The organism is Enterobacter cloacae complex sp. P38RS, assembly GCF_014930775.1.
Lineage (GTDB): Bacteria > Pseudomonadota > Gammaproteobacteria > Enterobacterales > Enterobacteriaceae > Enterobacter > Enterobacter bugandensis.
Genome location: NZ_JADBRS010000014.1, coordinates 142,259 through 162,961 on the forward strand (window position 1 = coordinate 142,259; position 20,703 = coordinate 162,961).

Sequence of the window (20,703 nt, forward strand, 5' to 3'; positions counted from 1 at the left end):
ATGGAAAGTAAACTGCTCGAATATTACAACCGTGAGCTGGCCTACCTGCGCGAAATGGGGGCCGAGTTTGCCGAACGCTATCCGAAGGTCGCCGGGCGGCTGGGCATGCGCGGCATCGAAGTGGCGGACCCGTACACCGAACGCCTGATGGAAGGTTTCGCGTTTCTGACCTCCCGCGTGCAAATGAAAATGGACGCGGAGTTTCCGCGTTTCTCCCAGCGTCTGCTGGAGATGATCGCGCCGAACTACCTCGCGCCCACCCCTTCAATGGCGATTGCGGAAATTGAGCCCGACAGCAGCCGCGGCGATCTGAGCAACGGCTTTATCGTGCCGCGCGGCACCATGATGGACAGCCTGGCGCTGAAAAAAACCGGCGTAACCTGCAGCTATACCACCGCGCACGAGGTCAATCTGCTGCCGCTGAAAATCGACAAAGTGGAGCTCGGCGGCGTGCCCGCTGACCTGCCGCTGGCGCAGCTCGGCTTAAGCCAGCGGGGGATCAACAGCGCCTTGCGGATCCGCATTGCCTGCGACGGCCCGCAAAATCTCGGGCACCTGAATTTTGACCGGCTGGAGTTTTTCCTCAGCGGCCCGGACATTGAGGCGCTGAAGCTGCTGGAGCTGGTGATGGAGCACCACGCCGGGATCGTCTGCCAGACGGTCAGCCCGCAGCCGCAGCGACAGCTGCTGGCAACGGATGCGCTGCGTCAGGAGGGCTTTGCGCCGGACCAGGCGCTCCTCCCGGACGATCTGCGCAACTTTGACGGCTACCGTCTGCTGCAGGAGTATTTTGCGTTTCCGGCCCGCTTCCGCTTTATCAGCCTGAGCGGTCTGAGCACACTTATCCAGCGCTGTGAAAACGAAAAAGCCTTCGATATCTTCATTCTGCTGGATAAGTCGGATGAACAGCTGGAGCGCGTGGTCGACGCCAGCCATCTGGCGCTGCACTGCACGCCGGTCATCAACCTGTTCCCGAAAGTGGCGGCCCGGCAGAAGCTGAATGAAGGCCAGCATGAATACCATCTGGTAGTCGATAACATCCGCCCGCTGGACTACGAAATTTATGCGGTAAATAAAATTTTTGGCAGCGCCGACGGCCAGCGCGACGACCAGACGTTTCGTCCGTTCTGGAGTACCTGGAGCGGCGACGCGGGCAACTACGGGGCCTATTTTTCCCTGCGCCGGGAACAGCGCGTGCTCTCCGAGCACGCCCTGCGCTACGGCACCCGTACCGGCTATATCGGCTCGGAAGTCTTTGTCTCGCTGGTGGATGAGCAGCATGCCCCGTGGCAGGAAAACCTGCGCTACATCTCTGCCGAGGTGCTCTGTACCAGCCGCGACCTGCCGCTGATGCTCCAGCAGGAGCTCGGGCAGTTCATTATGGCCGACTCCATGCCGGTGAAGGGGTTAACCCTGCGCAAAGGCCCGACGCCGCCGCGTCCGGCGCTGGCGGAAGGGTTCAGCACCTGGCGGCTCATCAGCCAGCTGCAGATGAACTACCTCAGCCTGATGGACAGCGAAAATGAAGAGGGGGCAGCGGCGCTGCGCCAGCTGTTAGGTCTGTACGCCAACCTGGCCGAAACGCCGGTTGCGCGTCAGGTGGAGGGGGTTCGCCACTGCGTGCTGGAGCCGGTACACCGCCGCGTGCCTGAACCCGGTCCGGTCGTTTTCGCCCGCGGAATTGGCATCACCCTGACGGTGGACGAGCGGGCGTTTTCCGGCGCCAGCCCGTGGCTTTTCGGCAGCGTGATGGAGCGCCTTTTTGCCCGCCTGGTCTCCATCAACAGCTTCACCGAGTTCACCCTGAAGAGTCAGCAGCGCGGCGAGATAGGCTACTGGGCGCCGCGCATGGGTAAAAGGGCGCTGGTATGAGTGACGCTGCCACCGCACCGCTGCGCGTGCATCGCCTGACGAAGCTGCCGGATACGTTCTGGCACGGGGTCCGCGAGACGCCCTGGCGCTACGATCTGTTTCAGCTGTTAAGGCGCATTGATGCACAGGGCGGCGAGCGCTACCCGCTGGGACGCGCGCCGCTGCCGAAATTTGAGCCGCTGCGCATTGGCCAGCAGCCCTCAATGAGCTTTGCGCCGTCGACGCTGGCCCAGGTACGACAGCGTGAGGAAAGCGGGCTGCATGAGGTGTCGATCCTCAGTTTTGGCCTGTTTGGCCCGAACGGCCCGCTGCCGGTCCACATGACCGAGTATGCCCGCGAGCGGATTCATCATCACCAGGACACCAGCCTCAGCGCGTTTGCCGATCTGTTCCATCATCGTCTGGCGCTGCTGTTTTACCGCGCCTGGGCGGATGCGCAGCCTGCCGTTTCCCTCGATCGCGCCGACAATAAGCGCTTTGAGGGCTACCTGGCGTCGCTGATCGGCATGGGGCAGCCGGGTCAGATGAACAAGGGCAGCCTGAGCGCCCATGCCCGCTTTACCCACGCCGGGCACCTGACCCGCCACGGGCGGGATCCGGAAGGGCTGGAGAAGATCCTGCGCAGCTATTTTAAAGCGCCGGTTAAGCTGGTGAGCAACGTGCCGCAGTGGATGCCGCTCTCCACCCGCGAGCAGGCGCAGCTGGGAGCAGGACGCCGCATGCCGCGCATGGGGGAATCCGCTTTTCTCGGCGTCGCCGTCCGCGACGTGCAGCATAAGTTTCGTATCGAGATTGGCCCGCTGAGCGCGGAGGAGTACAACCGCTTTCTGCCGGGCGAAGCGTGGGTCACCGAGCTGCGCGACTGGGTGCGCCAGTACGCGGGAATTGAGTTTGAATGGGAAACACGGGTGATCCTGCGTGAAGACGCGGTGCAGGGCACCACGCTCGGCAGCGATGGGCGATTAGGCTTTAACACCTGGCTGGGGCATCAGCCGCAGCCTGTCCCGCGTGGCGATCTGGTGTATCGCGCAGAGCGATAAATTTTTCTAACGCATTGTTATCAACGGAACCGAACATGTCAGAAATTAGCCGTGCCGTGCTTTTCGGCAAACTGGATACGCTGTTATTTACCTCTCTGGAAAGCGCGACTGCCTTCTGTAAGCTGCGCGGCAACCCCTACGTTGAGCTGGTGCACTGGCTGCATCAGCTGATGCAGCAGCAGGATGGCGATCTGCAGCAGGTCATCCGCCACTTTGCCCTCGACGAACAGCAGTTAACGCGCGATATCGTGGCGGCGCTGGACGCTCTGCCGCGCGGCGCAAGTTCCGTTTCCGATCTCTCCGAACATATCGACAGCGCCGTGGAGCGCGCCTGGGTCTTCGGCTCGCTGAAGTTTGGCGTCAGCCGCATTCGCGGCGGCCATTTGCTGATCGGCATCCTCAAGACCTGGAATCTGGCCAACGTGCTGAAAAGCATCTCGTTGCAGTTCACCCGCCTCAACGTCGAAGTTCTGATCGAGCAGTTCGACGCTATTTGCGCCAACAGCAAAGAGACGCAGCAGGCCGCTGCCGCCGTCGACGCACCCGCGGGTGCGGTCCCGGCGGCTCAGGGTACGCTGGCCCAGTACGGCCAGGACCTGACCGCTCGCGCCCGCGACGGGAAGATTGACCCGGTTGTCGGGCGCGACGAGGAGATCCGCCAGATGGTGGATATCCTGATGCGCCGCCGCCAGAACAACCCGCTGCTGACCGGGGAGGCCGGGGTCGGCAAAACCGCAGTCGTTGAAGGGCTGGCGCTGCGTATCGCCGACGGCGACGTGCCGGAGCCACTGCAGAACATTCAGCTGTGGCTGCTGGATATCGGCATGCTGCAGGCAGGCGCGGGCATGAAAGGCGAGTTTGAAGCCCGTTTGCAGGCGCTCATTAACGAAGTCCAGTCCAGCGCCACGCCGATTATTCTGTTTATCGATGAGATCCACACTCTGATTGGTGCAGGCGGCCAGCAGGGAACAGGCGATGCGGCGAACCTGCTGAAGCCGGCCCTGGCGCGCGGTCAGCTACGCACCATCGGTGCCACCACCTGGGCGGAATACAAAAAGTACATTGAGAAAGACCCGGCGCTGACCCGCCGTTTCCAGACCGTACAGGTTCACGAGCCGGACGAAGCGAAAGCGATTCTGATGCTGCGCAGCACCGTGTCGCCGCTGGAGACGCACCACCAGGTCCTGCTGCTCGACGAAGCGGTCAGCGCGGCGGTGAAGCTGTCCCATCGCTACATTCCGGCGCGTCAGCTGCCGGACAAAGCCGTAGCCCTGCTCGATACCGCCTGCGCCCGCGTCGCGGTCAGCCAGAGCGCGCCGCCGGCGCAGCTGGAAGACTGCCTGCGCCATCTTGCCGCGCTGGACGTGGAAATTGAAATTGCTGAACGCGAAGCGCGCGTCGGCGCCGGTGAGGCCGACCGCGTAGCGTCGTTAATCACAGAGCGCGACGCGTATGAAACAAAACGCGAAGCTCTGGCCCGGCGCTGGGAAGACGAGCGCGGTCTGGTGCAGGAGATCATCCGCCTGCGCGCCGCGCTGTTTGCGGCGGGCGAGGAAGAGACCGCCGAGCTGCGCGGCCAGCTGGCGGAGCAGCAGCAGGCGCTGAACGCCTTACAGGGTGACGAGCCGCTGCTGTTTGCCGCGGTAGATGAAAACGTGGTCGCCGCAGTCGTCTCTGACTGGACCGGGATCCCGCTGGGCCGGATGGTGAAAAACGAGATCGACGCGGTGCTGAACCTTGCCGATACGCTGAACCAGCGCGTTATCGGCCAGCGTCACGGGCTGGATCTCATTGCCCGACGCGTGAAAACCTCGCGGGCGAAGCTCGACGATCCGAACAAACCGGTGGGCGTCTTTATGCTGTGCGGCCCGTCCGGCGTCGGGAAAACTGAAACCGCGCTGGCGCTGGCGGAATCTCTGTACGGCGGCGAGCAGAACGTCATCACTATCAACATGAGCGAGTTCCAGGAAGCGCACACCGTTTCCACCTTAAAAGGTGCGCCTCCGGGATACGTAGGGTATGGTGAAGGCGGCGTGTTAACCGAGGCCGTGCGCCGTCGCCCTTACAGCGTGGTGCTGCTGGACGAAATTGAAAAAGCGCACCCGGACGTCCATGAGATCTTCTTCCAGGTCTTCGACAAAGGCTGGATGGAGGACGGCGAGGGGCGCCACATTGATTTCCGTAACACCATTATCATTCTGACGTCCAACGTGGGTACCGAGCTGATAAGCGCCATGTGCGCCGATCCGGAGCTGATGCCGGAGCCTGACGCGTTAAGCGGCGCGCTGCGCCAGCCGCTGCTGGAAGTATTCCCGCCGGCGCTGCTGGGCCGCCTGCTGGTGGTGCCGTACTACCCGCTCAGCGACGAGATGCTCGGGCAGATTGTGCGCCTGCAGCTCAAGCGCATTCAGCGTCGTCTGGAAGAGAATCACAGCATTATTTCTGAGTTTGACGACAGCGTGGTGGAACAGATTGTTCAGCGCTGCACCGAGGTGGAGTCCGGTGGCCGCATGGTGGATGCTATTCTGACTAACACCCTGCTGCCTCAGATGAGCCAGATCTTACTTACCGCCAGCCGCAGCGACGAGCAGTTCCGACGCCTGCATGTCACCTGCGAGCAGGGCGAGTTTCACTGTCAGTTTGCCGCGTAATAATCATCAAGAGAACTGTAAAAGATGACGGATAATGATAACAATCGGACTGTCCCAAACGCGCTCCCGGTCGGGTACCGCTTCAACGAGTTTGAAATCAAAGAGGTGATCGGCGGCGGCGGTTTTGGCATTGTCTATCGCGCGTGGGATCACCAGCTCGAACGCACTATCGCTATCAAAGAATTTATGCCTTCCTCGCTCGCCGTGCGCGGCGACGACATGACCCTGGTGCTGCGCAGCGAGCGCTTTGGCAAAGCATTTTCCGCGGGCCTGAACAGCTTTATTCAGGAAGCGCGTCTGCTGGCGCGGTTTAACCACCCGAACCTGCTGCACGTCCTGCGTTTCTGGGTGCAAAACGACACGGCCTACATGGGGACGCTGTTTTACAGCGGCACCACGCTTTCACGCCTGCGCGAAGAAAAACCGGAGCTGATCAACGAGGCCTGGATCCGCCGCACGCTGCCGATGCTGTTCGGCGCGATCAAGACCATCCACGACGAAGGCTATCTGCACCGTGATATCTCTCTGGATAACATTCAGATCCAGGATAACGGCCTGCCGGTGCTGCTCGATTTCGGCTCCGCGCGCCGCACCATCGGTAACCTTTCCGACGAAACGGAAACCATGCTGCGCCCCGGCTTTGCGCCGATTGAGCAGTACACCGACGACAACGAGAGCGAGCAGGGGCCGTGGACGGATATTTACGCCCTCGGCGCGGTGCTGCGTACCCTGATTGTGGGTTCTCCGCCGCCGGTCAGCGTGGTGCGCTCCATCCAGGATACCTGTAAGCCGCTGGTGGAAATCATGCCGCAGGGCTACTCCATTCCGCTGCTGCAGGCCATCGACCGCGCGCTGGCGCTGCACATGGAGGACCGTCCGCAGTCTATCGACGAATTCGCGGCGCTGATTGAGATGCCGGTCGCCGGGATCAACGACGTGCTCACCGCCAAAAAGACCGGCACCATGCTGGTTCCGGTAGAGGAAGAGAAGCCAGCTTCGGTGCTCGACTGGCGTCGCTATAAGATCCCGGGCATGGTTGCCGCGGGCGTGCTGGTGGGCGTTGTCGCCGGGGCGATGCTGTTCAGCGGTGGGAATGATGCGCCTGAGCAGTCTGCCCAGGCTCCGTCAGAGACGCGTCCGACAGAAACTGCCGCGAACGCGCCAGAGGTGAAGCCAGAAACGGCGACGGTGAGCGAGCCGGCGACGGCACAGCAGACGCCACCGCCTGCCGCGAGCCCGATTGCGCTGGTCTATATCCGTATCCAGGACGGTGAAATGCTGAAAGTGAACGGCGAACCAAAAGCGCTGCGTCCGGCGACCAACGGCTATGCCTCGCTCAAGCTGCCAGCCGGAGAGGCGAAGATTGAACTGCAGGGCAACGGGAGAACGCGCAGCCAGACGCTGGATATCAGCAAGCCGGGCACCTGGCTGGTGAATCCTTAGTAATGCACGATCTTCAAGGCCAGAGACTTATTCCAAAGGTGTTCGAAGAGCGTCTCTCCTCTTTATGTACAAAATCGCTTTAGGATTGAAAGCTCAGTTGGCTTAGTAGCGGTGGTCTTAATTGACCACCGTCAGTGAAAAACGACAGGCCCTTTTGTCTCCGACCCCGGAGAGTTAGCTGAAGCGAAGATGCGGAATTCCATTTTTGTCAGTGTTAATTACGTGCATATACAAAATGTCGCTCATTTAAAGAGTAAATCAGGGTATTTCTGGGGAAGTATGGATCTTCTCGCAATTTTAATTTATTGCGCGAATTCAGTACGCCACAACAGAATCCCATTTCTTTCTGACGCAAAAGCATTTAGTGCTTCGTTGAATTATTTTGCAGGTGATGGTTTCAGCATTTTGGTCATGCTTTTTTTTGTGCTTGACTTACTTTTACTACTCTCTTTGTTTGCTTCGGCCTGGTTATTCTTCAAACGAAAGAACGGCGCAGTCAAATTTGCTCTTGCTCAGGAATTATTTCGTTTGATTTCATTCAGATGTTCAGTCTCATTTTTCCCTCTTTTAGTAAGCGTGTTTGGAATTTCAAACGTCTGGTTGAATGTAGGGTTATTTGTCACATCAGAGTCACTGAAAATCTACTCTCTTGTTTTTTGGATGAACGAGCGGGAAAAGCCCCTTTCTTGAATGATGCTTTATCAGAGATGCGACCCGCTTTTTTGCATCGCATAAGCTAAATGGAATAAAGATTATGCTCAACCGAATTACCGTTCAGCTCCCGGTGGAGGGGCTTCTGTTCTGGAAACTGACGGGCCGCGAGGCGATGTCCGAGTCGTTCGCGCTGACGCTGACCGTACTCGGCACGGACGCGCGCATTGACCGCAGTAAGCTGCTGGGCCAGCCGGTCACGGTGACCATCCCGACGCAGAGCCTGCTGACGTCCCGCTATATTAACGGCAAGATTACCCGCGTGGCGGTCAGCGCCGTTGAGCTGACGGGCACCCGCTATGCGGTGTACCAGCTGACGGTGGAGCCGGACCTGTGGCCGATGAAGCGCGACCGTAACCTGCGTATCTTCCAGGGGCAGACGGTGCCGCAGATTGTGAAAACCTTACTGGGCGAGCATCAGGTCAACGTTGAGGATAAGCTCACCGGCAGCTACCGGGTCTGGGACTACTGCGTACAGTATCAGGAGTCGAGCCTGGACTTCATCAGCCGCCTGATGGAGCTGGAGGGGATCGCCTATCACTTCAGCCACGATGCGGACAAGCACACCCTGGTGCTGACCGACGCCGCGACGCAGCATCAGCCGTTCAGCGGCTACGAGGTCATCCCGTACCACCAGACGCCGTCAGGCGGCAGCACGGACGAAGAGGGCATCAGCCAGTGGGCGCTGGAGGACAGCGTGACGCCGGGGATTTACAGCCTCGACGACTATGACTTCCGCAAGCCGAACGCGTGGCTGTTCCAGGCCCAGCAGAACCCGGCGTCGCCGAAGCCGGGCAGCATTGACGTGTACGACTGGCCGGGTCGCTTTGTGGACAAAGGTCACGGGGAGTTTTATGCCCGTATCCGTCAGGAGCGCTGGCAGGTGGAGCATCAGCAGATTCAGGCCACCGCCACGGCGGCGGGGATTGCGCCCGGACACACCTTCACGTTAACCAACGCGCCGTTCTTCAGCGACAACGGGGAGTATCTGGTGACGGCGGCGGGCTACCACTTCGAGGAGAACCGCTACGCCAGCGGCGAGGGGGAGACCATACACCGTACCGATTTCACGGTCATTCCGTCGGCGGTGGTTTACCGCCCGGCGCAGAGCACGGCGTGGCCACGCACCTACGGCCCGCAGACGGCGAAGGTGGTGGGGCCGAAGGGGGAGAGTATCTGGACGGATAAATATGGCCGGGTGAAGGTGAAGTTCCACTGGGACCGGCTGGCGAAGGGCGATGACACCAGCTCCTGCTGGGTTCGCGTGTCGAGCGCGTGGGCAGGCCAGGGCTACGGCGGGGTGCAGATCCCGCGCGTCGGCGACGAGGTGGTGGTGGACTTTATCAACGGCGACCCGGACCGTCCGATTATTACCGGCCGCGTGTATAACGACGCAAGCATGCCGCCGTGGGCGCTTCCGGCTGCGGCGACGCAGATGGGCTTTTATAGCCGCAGCAAAGATGGCCATAAAGACAATGCCAATATTCTCCGTTTTGAAGATAAAGCCGGGCACGAGCAGATCTGGATCCATGCAGAAAAAAATATGGATACGGATATTGAAAATTCTGAAACTCATGATGTCGGTGTCGATCGTAGAAAAACCATCGGACAGGATGAGAATATTACGATTAAGCGGAACCTGAAATCAGATGTAGGTAATAATGAAACGCATAATATTGGTAACAAGCACGTTATAAACGTTGGGAAAGATCAAACCGTCTTGACCATGGATAAAGAAGGTAACGCGCTGCTGGAATCTGTGACCACGATTAAACTCAAAGTTAAAGACAACTATATTCTGATCGCCCCGGATACCATTGAGATTCACGTAGGCCAAGGCAACCTCAAAGCAGAGGCTGTGGAACAAGCCATCTTCAAAGGTGATGAGCTTACAAGACTAGGTGATGGGATCAATACCGAGCTCAAAGCAAATGATACGGTGAGTATAACGGGAACTAACCTTACCGATATTAAGGGCGCGATTGTAAAAGTTAACAGTTAATCTGCGTACAGAGAACGCTATTATGGGAAAACCAGCCGCCAGAGCGCGCATTGATTCCAGCGCACATACTGGCCCAATTCAAAGCGGAAGTCCCAACGTAATTATTGGCGGATTTCCGGCAGCACGAAAAGGCGACCCGCTTTCATGCTCCCAACATGGTCAGGGAAGTATTCTCAGTGGTTCAACAACGGTATTTGTGAATGGTTTGCCTCTCGCCAGGGAAGGTGACAAGACGGGTTGCAATACCTCAGCGACCCCTGCGGTCGCATCCACTCAACCCGCACCTCCGCAATACTGGGGCGGAACGGCGGCGAAGGATGCGGGTAAAGATGGTGCTATACATGGTGATGTTTACGACGCCCGTGTGCTTGGCGCCTATGCAAGCCTTGAAGATAAATCCGGCTTTGGAAAACCCGATACGGCTTCAGCCGGATTCGCACTTGCCGATATCACGGTCGGGAATACAAAAAGTCAGGATAAATATAAAGGCGAGGTACGTACTAAAGTAGGGGTGGCGACTGCCAGCGGCACGTTAGTGACCGATCGAGCTGATTACGGGGCGATTAATCTCAATGCAAACGCCACCGCAATACAATATGGCGCCTCGGGAAGCATTGGAAAAGAAGGGCAACAATACGGCGGCGTCGGTGGGGATGTATACCTGGCAACCGCTGAAGCGAAGGCCGTCAGTGAACTATATGACGGAAATAAAGGGCGTTATGGTTTTAATGTTGAACTTGGCGCAGAAGCCGCGGCGGTCAAAGGAGAGGCGATGGCTAAAGCCGATTTTTATGGCGTAGTCGTTGCCGATGGCAAACTTTCAGGGAGTGCAGGGAGCGCTGGCGCTTCTGCAGGCGTGGGAACCTGGATTGATAGCACTGATTATTCATTTAACCTTAAGGTGTCCGGTGAGCTTGCAGCGGCGCTCGGTCTGGGAGGGGATGCCAGTATCAAATTTGCTCTCAAACCGATCCTTGACTGGATTTATGACGATGATGAAAGTAAGCCGTCCCCAGCGGCGGGCAGTGGCGATGGTGTGATTAAGACTGGCTGTGTTACAGTCCTGATAGGAGATTAAAATGTGTAAATGGGGAACGTTGTGATGCATTGGTTTTTCTTTATAGTCTTTATGATTTGGACGCTAGCGCTTATCTGGAATGGAAAAGATTTATTTAACAAAAAGCAGTGGCTCCTTGCGGGGTTAATGTTCGTTCTAGTGTTAGTGGCTACGGTCGTCATTGGCTTTACGTTGAAATGGCTTGCTCAGTCAATGTCATTATTTTCCGTCGCAACGGCCAAGCATTATTCGATCATCTTATCCATGTCTTTCTTGTGTGTTTGGGGATTAAAGATAACAGTAGTGCTGCTCTGCACGTTATTTTCCGGGATTATGGGGGGGCACAAAAGATACAACGCGGAAAATTATGAAAAATTATCGTCTATGACACGTGCCGTGGCGCCTGGCTTACTTATCTTTGCTAAAAGCTTAATTACCCTCGGAAGCTTCCTTATGTTTTCGGGTTTATGGCTTAAGTAAGCGCGACGAGTGAGGTTGCATTATGGTTGCTGAAAAACAATATTTTTTTCCTCTTGAGATGAAGGATCAGGAAAAAGAGATTCGGGAAAATTTCTGGAAATGTCTCTATACCTCTGCAGAAAAAGAGATGCTTCATTACTGGCTATTGTTACCCCAGAATGTTAAGCCAGCAGAGTTAAAGCCGATCACATTTCAGGAGGTTGGGCTGACGAATATCGGACGATACATCGCCGATGACACCGGCCCCTATATTGAAGTCTGGGCTGCATATGAACACTGTCAGTGGGAGATGAATGCGTCAGACTGGCTTATAAATAAGCTCGATTTAATGGGTGAGAAAGTACTGAGCCAAAGAATAATTACGCATCCTTCAGGAAGCGGGAAGTTTGCGGATATCCTGTCCATTAAAACGATGCCATCGGGTGATGAGGTCGTTTCACGGTATACGGTGCAGAAGGATTATAATCCTGTAAATGGTGGGGGAAATTACTTCCTTTTGAAAACGGCTTGTGCGTCGAAAGATTACAACACTATTGCCGATACTATTTTCCTGATTGCTATCAACTGGGATTTACTGCATCGCAGCAATTTGATGCTTTCAGAACTGTTGAAAACAGTCAGCCTTAGCAACAAAAATGACAGTGGATTTAAAATTCCGGATTCATGGCTGGTGAATACGCTGGATGATAATCGTCTGGTAATTGAACACACAATAGGTAACGTCAACCATGGAGTGATTAATTTCTGTCTTTTCCGTCAGGCTGATTATCCCGCTGCGCAGGCTATTTTCGATGAAGCAACTGCGCGCTTTAACCGCCACGATAGTGCGGTCTCTCTTACGACATCGGACATTGCCAGCATCCCAAATGATATCAATCCCTCGTTTACAGGCGATCTTTATAGCTGTACGGGAGAGGTAGTCAGTGCTGCTGAGAATATCAGGGCTTATTACGATATGCGTATCTTTAAAATGAATGATTTGTGGTGTTACGTTGAGGTGGTTGGGCCTCATCGTAATCATCAGGATTATTATTACGAAGCCAATAAACGATGCATGGAAATCATTCTTTCTACGTTTCGCATAGAAAAACGATGAGCTGACAAAGTTAATTCATGGCCATCTAAATAAAACCATAGAAATGTGGTTTTATTTTTTGTTTCACAGAAATAATATCATAACCGCCCTCGTTCTGAGGATTAGTTAACTTCAGGCACTGAGAACAGATCATCGTGGAATAAAAAATCATGCTCAGCTGAACTATCGTTCAGCTCGCGGGAGTGGATATTCTGTTCTGAAAACTGACATCCCGCTATGTTAACGGCAAGATTATCCATGTGGCGAACGGTGCCGTTGAGAGAACGGGCACGCACTATGCTGTATAACAGGTAGAAGTGGAGCATCCGCAGGTTCAGGCCATCGCCAGGGCAGTATTTGAGGTGACTCATGAGTAAAGAAAATTACACCGCGCTGGATTATATCAATGATGCTATTGATGCAATTAATCATCGATTATATGAAAACCCTACATTTTCTTTATATGTTATGGCGAAGAATCAGTTGGACTATATTAAGTCTATTCTAACGGGGTCTGAGAAAGATAAAAGTAAATTGCACAAATTAAATCTTGGAGTGCTTGCGTCAAAAGAGTTTGATACAACCGATGCAGAACTTGCTCAGCATTTGTCCAATGTTAATTATATAGCTTCGCAAATGGGAAAAGGATTGAAGTTTATTCTCCCTCATGAGCAAGACGTTGAGTATTTGAAAAGGCAAAAACGATATCGCAAGTGGTAAACAACGTTTGATTAAAGGGTGCGGGATGATAGATCTTTACAGCGAAGACTCAGTAATTAATCATTATGCCGATCGTTATCGTAACTACATGCCAGTTAATGTTCGTAAGGTAATAAGAAGCAGCATTGATGATTCAAATTCCTCTCATGTATGGGATGAAATATTACCTTTAATCACAAATGAAGATGTTTCACGCGATAAAGCACTTGGGGCGTTAGTGGGTTTGGCTGTTGGAGATGCAGTTGGCACTACTCTTGAATTTAAACGCAGAGACAGCGAACATGTAGCGGATATGATTGGTGGGGGACCTTTTCAATTAAAACCTGGTGAATGGACAGATGATACGTCCATGGCATTATGTCTGGCAGAGACTTATCTTTCAGAAAACAGAATGCACACCGATGTGCTTAGAAAATATCTCCTGAAATGGTATCTTGACGGAGAGAATAGTAGTAATGGTCGGTGCTTCGATATCGGGAATACGACGCGATTCGCACTTGAACAGTATATGCGTGTCGGACCTTCCTGGTATGGTAATACAGAGAAACACACTGCTGGTAATGCTGGGGTTATTCGTCAAGCACCGGTGTCTATCTTTCGTCGAAAATCGCTGCGTGCGATTTACTTCGAATCCCAGGCTCAGAGTCGAGCAACGCATGGCGCGGTAGAGTCAATTAACGCATGCCAATTTCTCGGATTGGTATTGCACTATTTAATTAACGGTTATCAAAAAGAAGAAGCTTTTTCCCCTCATGTTTTCCCACTGTGCGCGCGCGTAATGATCATAAATGCGGGTGAGTATAAGCAAAAAACTCGCGATCAGATTCGTTCAAGTGGTTATGTTATCGATACGCTTGAGGCCGCGATGTGGTCCGTATGGAATACTGACAACTTCCGGGATGCAATTCTGCTGGCCGCCAATCTTGCCGATGACGCTGACAGCGTTGCGGCGACGGCAGGACAATTAGCGGGAGCATTATATGGTTATTCCGGTATTCCGCAGGCTTGGAAAAACAAACTCGTACAACACGAACGGATAGCTACAATGGCGGGTAAATTATTCGATAGAGCACCTGAGGATAATTTCTTATAGTTAGAATTGCCAATGATAAACGGTGGAATCTAATGACTTCAATCTGGTGTGATGCTTTAATTTAACTAAATCCCATGCAAAGGATAAAATGACAATCTTTGGTTATGTTGAAAAAGCATTAATTTTAGCAAAAAAGAGATATGCTGAGGTCAAAAATCAGGATCCTCACTCTCCGCTTTTACAAATGTACGACTCTATTGTACAACAATTATTATTTCTTTGGGATTTAATTGAAGGCAAGGAAAAGGATAAAGCGAAATTATGGGAAATGACGTTCGGTATGTATGCAGTGAAGGAGTTCGATAACTCTGATGAGTTGTTTTTTGAAAGGTTGTCGGATGCCTGGTTTATTGTGGATCAAATCCGCCGAGGCTTAAAGGTTAGACTGCCGCATGAGGTTGATGCCAATTACAGAATGAAACAACATAATCTTAAAATGAAATATCCTGATGAATTCTAGGGGTTGATATTAAAAATTTTTTATTATGGGTGAATGGTGATAGACTTACATGCTAATTTGAATGTATTGTTAAAATATGTAGATATATATCGTAAGTACTTACCTGTTAGCAGTCTTTCAGTCCAGCAGAAGATGCAGTATAAATATAATGATAAACTATTAGAATCATCTTTTGATTGCGATGTACAAAAACAATGGGACTTAACACCACAATGTAACATCTCACTCGCGGAATCACGGGATCGTGCTGTCGGTGCGCTTATTGGTCTTGCTGTTGGAGATGCCGTAGGTACAACGCTTGAATTTTTACCTCGTGACAAAGCACATGTCAAAGATATGATAGGTGGTGGGCCATTTCGACTCCGCGCAGGTGAATGGACGGATGATACATCCATGGCATTATGTCTTGCGGAAACGCTTCTTGAGAAAGGTGATGCTGATACTATATGCTTCAGGAATAAGCTTCTGGACTGGTATCAGCATGGTTATAACAGTTCAAATGGCATCTGTTTTGATATAGGTAATACAACTCGATTTGCTTTAGATCAATATTTAACTGTTGGTCCCGGGTGGAGCGGTAATACTGCGCCAGAAACTGCAGGTAATGCATCCATTATCAGACAAGCACCTGTCTCAATTTTTTTTAGAAAATCATTAAACAAATCGTTTTATGAAGCAAAAAAACAAAGTATCGCAACACACGGTGCCGCGGAAGCAATAAATAGCACTCAGTATTTAAGTTATTTGCTTGTGCATATGATTAATGGTAGCAATAAAGATTTTATTTTTTCTCCGCATGTCATGCCGCTTCAGCCACGTGTAATGATTATCAACGCGGGTGAATATAAGAAAAAAACTCGCGATCAGATTCGTTCAAGTGGTTATGTAATCGATACGCTTGAGGCCGCGATGTGGTCCGTATGGAATACTGATAATTTCCGGGATGCGATTCTGCTGGCTGCCAATCTTGCCGATGACGCTGACAGCGTTGCGGCAACGGCGGGACAAATAGCGGGAGCATTATATGGTTATTCCGCTATTCCGCAGGAGTGGAAAAATAAACTCGTACAACATGAACGTATCGCCAAAATGGCTGGTGAATTGTTCGATAGAGCCCCTGAAGATACTTTCTTGTAACTGTTTATCTCGATGAAAATTCAGGAAAAGTAGTTTTTTTGTGGCATGAGAAGTCAATCTTACAGCTACTCATTATCAAACCAGCAGCGTTTACGCTTTGCGTATTGAAATGAGTTAACTTCTGGCACTGAGATTAGTCCATAGTGGAATAATGATTATGCTCAACCGAATTACCGTTCAGCTCCCGGTGGAGGGGCTGCTTTTCTGGAAACTGACGGGCCGCGAGGCGATGTCCGAGTCGTTCGCGCTGGCGCTGACCGTGCTCGGCACGAACGCACGCATCGACCGCAGTAAGCTGCTGGGCCAGCCGGTCACGGTGACCATCCCGACGCAGAATCTGCTGACGTCCCGCTATATTAACGGAAAAATTACCCGCGTGGCGGTCAGCGCCGTTGAGCTGACGGGCACCCGCTATGCGGTGTATCAGCTGACGGTGGAGCCGGACCTGTGGCCAATGAAGCGCGACCGTAACCTGCGTATTTTCCAGGGCCAGACTGTGCCGCAGATTGTGAAAACCCTGCTGGGTGAGCATCAGGTCAACGTTGAGGATAAACTCACCGGCAGCTACCGGGTCTGGGACTACTGCGTGCAGTATCAGGAGTCGAGCCTGGACTTCATCAGCCGCCTGATGGAGCTGGAGGGGATTGCGTATCACTTCAGCCACGATGCGGACAAGCACACCCTGGTGCTGACTGACGCCGCCACGCAGCATCAGCCGTTCAGCGGCTATGAGGTCATTCCTTACCACCAGACGCCGTCCGGCGGCAGTACGGATGAAGAGGGCATCAGCCAGTGGGCGCTGGAGGACAGCGTGACGCCGGGGATTTACAGCCTCGACGACTATGACTTCCGCAAGCCGAACGCGTGGCTTTTCCAGGCCCAGCAGAACCCGGCGTCGCCGAAGCCGGGCAGCATTGACGTGTACGACTGGCCGGGTCGCTTTGTGGACAAAGGTCACGGGGAGTTCTATGCCCGTATCCGTCAGGAGCGCTGGCAGGTGGAGCATCAGCAGATTCAGGCCACCGCCACGGCGGCGGGGATAGCGCCAGGGCACACCTTCACGTTAACCAACGCGCCGTTCTTCAGCGACAACGGGGAGTATCTGGTGACGGCAGCGGGCTACCACTTCGAGGAGAACCGCTACGCGAGCGGCGAGGGGGAGACCATACACCGTACCGATTTCACGGTCATTCCGTCGGCGGTTGTTTACCGCCCGGCGCAGAGCACGGCTTGGCCGCGCACCTACGGCCCGCAGACGGCGAAGGTGGTGGGGCCGAAGGGGGAGAGTATCTGGACGGATAAATATGGCCGGGTGAAGGTGAAGTTCCACTGGGACCGGCTGGCGAAGGGCGATGACACCAGCTCCTGCTGGGTTCGCGTGTCGAGCGCGTGGGCGGGCCAGGGCTACGGCGGGGTGCAGATCCCGCGCGTCGGCGACGAGGTGGTGGTGGACTTTATCAACGGCGACCCGGACCGTCCGATTATTACCGGCCGCGTGTATAACGACGCGAGCATGCCGCCGTGGGCGCTACCGGCCGCAGCGACGCAGATGGGCTTTATGAGCCGCACGAAAGGGGGCTCCGTGGACAACGCCAACGCCCTGCGCTTTGAGGATAAAGCGGGCGCAGAACAGGTATGGATCCAGGCCGAGCGCAATATGGATACCAGCGTTAAAAATGATGAAACGCACAGCGTCGGCGGGGCGCGCAGCCATTACGTGAAGAAAAATGAGCTGCATCGTGTGGAAGCAAACCAGACTCAAGCGGTGAAAGGTGGAACCGAGATCCTGACGGGGAAAGGCAAGCTGGATGCGGCGGTCGAGCAGTATGTTATTGCATCCGGGACGAAGCTGCGGCTGGTCTCAGGTGAGAGCGCTATTGAGCTGAACGCTAACGGCAAGATTAACCTGATCGGCAAAGAGTTTAACTTCTTCGTGGAAGGGGATGGTTATATCACCACGGGCGGTAAGCTGCATCTGAATACTTCTGGCACCAAGCCGGGCACAACGGCGCCGGGTTCTGGGCATAAAGGGGATATTGATGCGGCGGTGCAGGCGAAATTTACGCCGGGAAAGGAGAGTAAGGCTGGTGTGGCTGCCAGCGCACCAGCCGAAACCTCTAAAAACGCTACGCCTCCAGCATCCAATGTTCCTTCAAGCGGATATGGAAAGGATGTAGATAGTCTTGTCGATAAATCACCGACGATGAAAAATGACATAGCGACGTTAAAGAAACGAGGCTGGACATTTGAAGAAGGTGAAGCAGGCAAGGGGACGTTTGCCAATCGTCAAAAGCGCGTTATTACCGTTGATAAAAATGAGCTCGGTAACCCGAATGCAGTCGTTCAGTCTCTGTCACATGAAAGTGGTCACGCTTTATATGAACCCAACATTGATTTTTCTTCGCGCGACGCCTATCTCAACAGCACACTCAGTGATGAAGGCGCTGCAACCTTGAACAATATCCGGGTCCAACGCGAAATCATAGCCAACAAGGGTGGGGATATAGGTATTGCAGGCAATCCGGCAAATCAGACACAATATAATCGTATCTATGATTCTCTCGAACGTGGGGCTATAAAGGAAAGTGAAGCGCGTACGCAGATAGGCCGTATCTTTGGCAAAGGCGAACAAACGTCTACCACAGGGCAATATTACGAAGATTATTATGGCGGTTGGTATGATAAAAATTATCCATAGTCTAAAAACGGGTGCGGTGCTTGCGGCTTTATTAACGACGGGAATGGCAGGAGGTAACATGCAGAAACAGGATCTTTGGCAGTTCATTGAAGAAATGAGCGCATCACTCAAAACATTGTCCGTTAACAGTCTGGATAACGCTCCGTTGTCATTCAAGCTAACGAAACAAAATGAATATATCAATTTCTACAATGCCGACGATATCAAACTGGCGGATGGAACGAACATTACTGCAATTGATTTACGTTTAAGTAAAGAAAGTGACGGGATGGCACCGTTACTGAATTTTTCACCGTCCGGCCAGTGCATCACTCTCGACACTGTTAAAAAACATTATCCGCAACTGACGTTAACTGATTATCCACGAGGCCGTTCGGAGAACGAAGTGACCAGTTATACAGCGCTAAAGGATATGAATGGGCAAAAAATAAGCTTCAGTTTCACGGTAAAAAAACCTGACTGCTTGGGTGGGGTCGCTATTAGCGCTGACTAAAAATGTTTATTTCATTACTCACTGCTTTTTAAAGTAGTGAGTAGCATAACATTTATCCAACAAATGACGATTAACGTGAAAAAACGCCTTTCTGTCTCTCTTTTTTTTACCCTCATGTCTACCTTTCTGAGCAGTTATGAAGTAATGGCTCAGACTATGCCGCTCATTCTGGCTAAAGATGATTTTTCTCTGCAGTTAAACGACCAGATTGTGGCACTGGGTGAGAGATGGACTCCTGAGGTTGCGCGTAAAATTGCAGTTTCTGTGGAAGGTAGTTTTGTCGGTGAAGTTCCTTTTGACGGAACGAACTATAAATTCTACCAGCATCAGAAGACTGGGTTAAGAATATTCAGTTCCAATCTCTGGTGGGATAAAACCGAGCGAAGTGTTGACGATTATATTGTGGCGCAGATTACGTTAACTGCTCCGGATGGCAAAACAGTTCGCGGGATCCATATTGGTTCAACAATAAATGAACTTAATAAAGCTTACGGCAGTGGTCAGGTCGAAAATGATTCCGGGGAGCAGTGGGTTTCCTATGAATTGGGAAAGAAATTGCTCTCTTTTGAGCTTAAAGACAGTAAGGTTGTAAAAATAACAATGAATTACGAAAATGGTACTTCAGAGTGATTTATGACCAAAAAGTATCTGGCAGTCGTTTTGTTCACGGCGTTATTGACAGGCGTCGTTGAAACCACAACGGCGCTTGAATTATCGCAATATAATAAGCTCGATACGGTCAGTCACATCGTTAACGACAGCGAAGTGACAGACAATCTCAGGAAAACGCTGGGAAATCATTACCAGACCTTTATTGATAACTTTGATGTCTTCGGTGAACCGCATACCACCACAGGTGGTGGGTTGTTTGTTGAAGGCTGGTTAAAAGATCTCTATCAGGAGAATGCATCCGCGCTGGTCATCAATCCTGACGGCAAAATCTTTGCAGCCTGGGTGGTTCCGACGTCGGACGTTATTCATTACCAGTCATCTGATAATAGCCCGGTTATTCATGCCGATATTCAGCAGTGGGCAGCCAGATTTAATGCGATGCATTTTGCAACGTTCGGCCAATCAAAACTCGTATTTGACGGGGAGTGGGCTGGCGAATACAAGAACGACTCGACGTTAACCCTGCGGTTAGCTGAATCAGACAACCGAATCATCGGCTCTTATTGCTATATCTCCCAGAGAGGAAACCGCATAGATTGCCCGGAAGATGATGAGCAAAATCTTAGCGGTACGATCGCTGGCAATCGTGCCAGCGTTAAGTTCAACTCATCATTTGGCGGCGTAGGTGGACGGGCTGTTCTGGAAATAAAGGGGCGTGAAATGGAATGGCGTTTAGTTACTCCTCCTCAAAAAGGAAATTACTATGCCCCGCTGCGGTATACATTACGTAAAGCCGCTTCGGTTCAAAACGCGGAAACCAGAAAACTGGACACCGATAAATTCACTATTTCGCTGATAAACAAATGCGGCCATTTTGAGAGCAAATGTGACGAGATGGTTTATCTCGGCGTGCGCAAAAGCGATAACAGTACGATCTCCTTAAGGGGTAAAACGTTACACGATTACGCAGGTAAAATAATCGGCTCAACGTACAAGAATGGCGAGATCGCTTATACCGTGACGTATGCACCTGTGAAATTGGTTGTCAGCAAAGGCAGTCATGTTTTAGTCGAACAGTCAGGTCAGTGGCTTAAATAAAACAGCCAGCCAAAAGGTCAGCATGGATTGGCCTCTTTTGTTTCTCTCAATATTAATCATC

General features: G+C 52.7%; 17 protein-coding genes. All 17 read left to right on the top strand.

Going from position 1 to position 20,703, the window contains the following annotated elements:
- Entirely contained in the window at positions 1 to 1,872 is a 1,872-nt protein-coding gene (tssF, locus tag IM303_RS16490) for a type VI secretion system baseplate subunit TssF (protein WP_045260272.1), read from the top strand.
- Positions 1,869 to 2,912 carry a type VI secretion system baseplate subunit TssG gene (tssG, locus tag IM303_RS16495; protein WP_045630816.1) on the top strand — a complete coding sequence of 348 codons (1,044 nt, stop codon included), beginning with the start codon at positions 1,869 to 1,871 and terminating at the stop codon, positions 2,910 to 2,912. Before tssF ends, tssG begins: the two co-directional genes overlap by 4 nt.
- A 35-nt stretch (positions 2,913 to 2,947) precedes the next feature.
- Positions 2,948 to 5,563 (top strand): type VI secretion system ATPase TssH, encoded by a 2,616-nt coding sequence (tssH, locus tag IM303_RS16500; protein WP_192971783.1) that lies wholly within the window; start codon positions 2,948 to 2,950, stop codon positions 5,561 to 5,563.
- A gap of 24 nt (positions 5,564 to 5,587) precedes the next feature.
- On the top strand, positions 5,588 to 7,006 hold the full coding sequence (locus IM303_RS16505) for a serine/threonine-protein kinase (RefSeq protein WP_193360091.1): 1,419 nt from the start codon (positions 5,588 to 5,590) through the stop codon (positions 7,004 to 7,006).
- Positions 7,007 to 7,285: 279 nt separating this feature from the next.
- Positions 7,286 to 7,696, top strand: coding sequence for a hypothetical protein (locus IM303_RS16510; protein ID WP_223824753.1), 411 nt, complete (start codon positions 7,286 to 7,288; stop codon positions 7,694 to 7,696).
- A 64-nt stretch (positions 7,697 to 7,760) separates the two neighbouring features.
- Positions 7,761 to 9,719, top strand: coding sequence for a type VI secretion system Vgr family protein (locus IM303_RS16515; RefSeq protein WP_193360093.1), 1,959 nt, complete (start codon positions 7,761 to 7,763; stop codon positions 9,717 to 9,719).
- Positions 9,720 to 9,741: 22 nt separating this feature from the next.
- The gene (locus tag IM303_RS16520; protein WP_193360094.1) at positions 9,742 to 10,797 is read left to right on the top strand and encodes a PAAR domain-containing protein; all 1,056 of its coding nucleotides are present in this window, start codon (positions 9,742 to 9,744) and stop codon (positions 10,795 to 10,797) included.
- A 24-nt stretch (positions 10,798 to 10,821) separates the two neighbouring features.
- On the top strand, positions 10,822 to 11,256 hold the full coding sequence (locus IM303_RS16525; protein WP_028013479.1) for a hypothetical protein: 435 nt from the start codon (positions 10,822 to 10,824) through the stop codon (positions 11,254 to 11,256).
- 22 nt (positions 11,257 to 11,278) lie between these two features.
- On the top strand, positions 11,279 to 12,352 hold the full coding sequence (locus IM303_RS16530; RefSeq protein ID WP_047366826.1) for a hypothetical protein: 1,074 nt from the start codon (positions 11,279 to 11,281) through the stop codon (positions 12,350 to 12,352).
- Positions 12,353 to 12,700: 348 nt separating this feature from the next.
- Positions 12,701 to 13,051, top strand: coding sequence for an immunity protein Tsi6 family protein (locus IM303_RS16535; RefSeq protein WP_192971786.1), 351 nt, complete (start codon positions 12,701 to 12,703; stop codon positions 13,049 to 13,051).
- Between the two features lie 25 nt (positions 13,052 to 13,076).
- Entirely contained in the window at positions 13,077 to 14,144 is a 1,068-nt protein-coding gene (gene tri1, locus IM303_RS16540) for an ADP-ribosylarginine hydrolase Tri1 (RefSeq protein WP_063942330.1), read from the top strand.
- An 88-nt stretch (positions 14,145 to 14,232) separates the two neighbouring features.
- Positions 14,233 to 14,604, top strand: a complete 372-nt coding sequence (locus IM303_RS16545; protein ID WP_048958537.1) for an immunity protein Tsi6 family protein — start codon at positions 14,233 to 14,235, stop codon at positions 14,602 to 14,604.
- Between the two features lie 36 nt (positions 14,605 to 14,640).
- Positions 14,641 to 15,741, top strand: coding sequence for an ADP-ribosylarginine hydrolase Tri1 (gene tri1, locus IM303_RS16550; protein WP_048998863.1), 1,101 nt, complete (start codon positions 14,641 to 14,643; stop codon positions 15,739 to 15,741).
- 157 nt (positions 15,742 to 15,898) lie between these two features.
- Positions 15,899 to 18,439, top strand: a complete 2,541-nt coding sequence (locus tag IM303_RS16555; RefSeq protein ID WP_193051690.1) for a type VI secretion system Vgr family protein — start codon at positions 15,899 to 15,901, stop codon at positions 18,437 to 18,439.
- A complete protein-coding gene (locus IM303_RS16560; protein WP_047366809.1) occupies positions 18,420 to 18,932 on the top strand; it encodes a hypothetical protein in 513 nt (170 codons plus the stop codon). Before IM303_RS16555 ends, IM303_RS16560 begins: the two co-directional genes overlap by 20 nt.
- A gap of 75 nt (positions 18,933 to 19,007) precedes the next feature.
- Positions 19,008 to 19,562, top strand: coding sequence for a hypothetical protein (locus IM303_RS16565; protein ID WP_074147927.1), 555 nt, complete (start codon positions 19,008 to 19,010; stop codon positions 19,560 to 19,562).
- 3 nt (positions 19,563 to 19,565) lie between these two features.
- Positions 19,566 to 20,642, top strand: a complete 1,077-nt coding sequence (locus IM303_RS16570) for a hypothetical protein (RefSeq protein ID WP_193360095.1) — start codon at positions 19,566 to 19,568, stop codon at positions 20,640 to 20,642.
- Positions 20,643 to 20,703 lie beyond the last annotated feature (61 nt).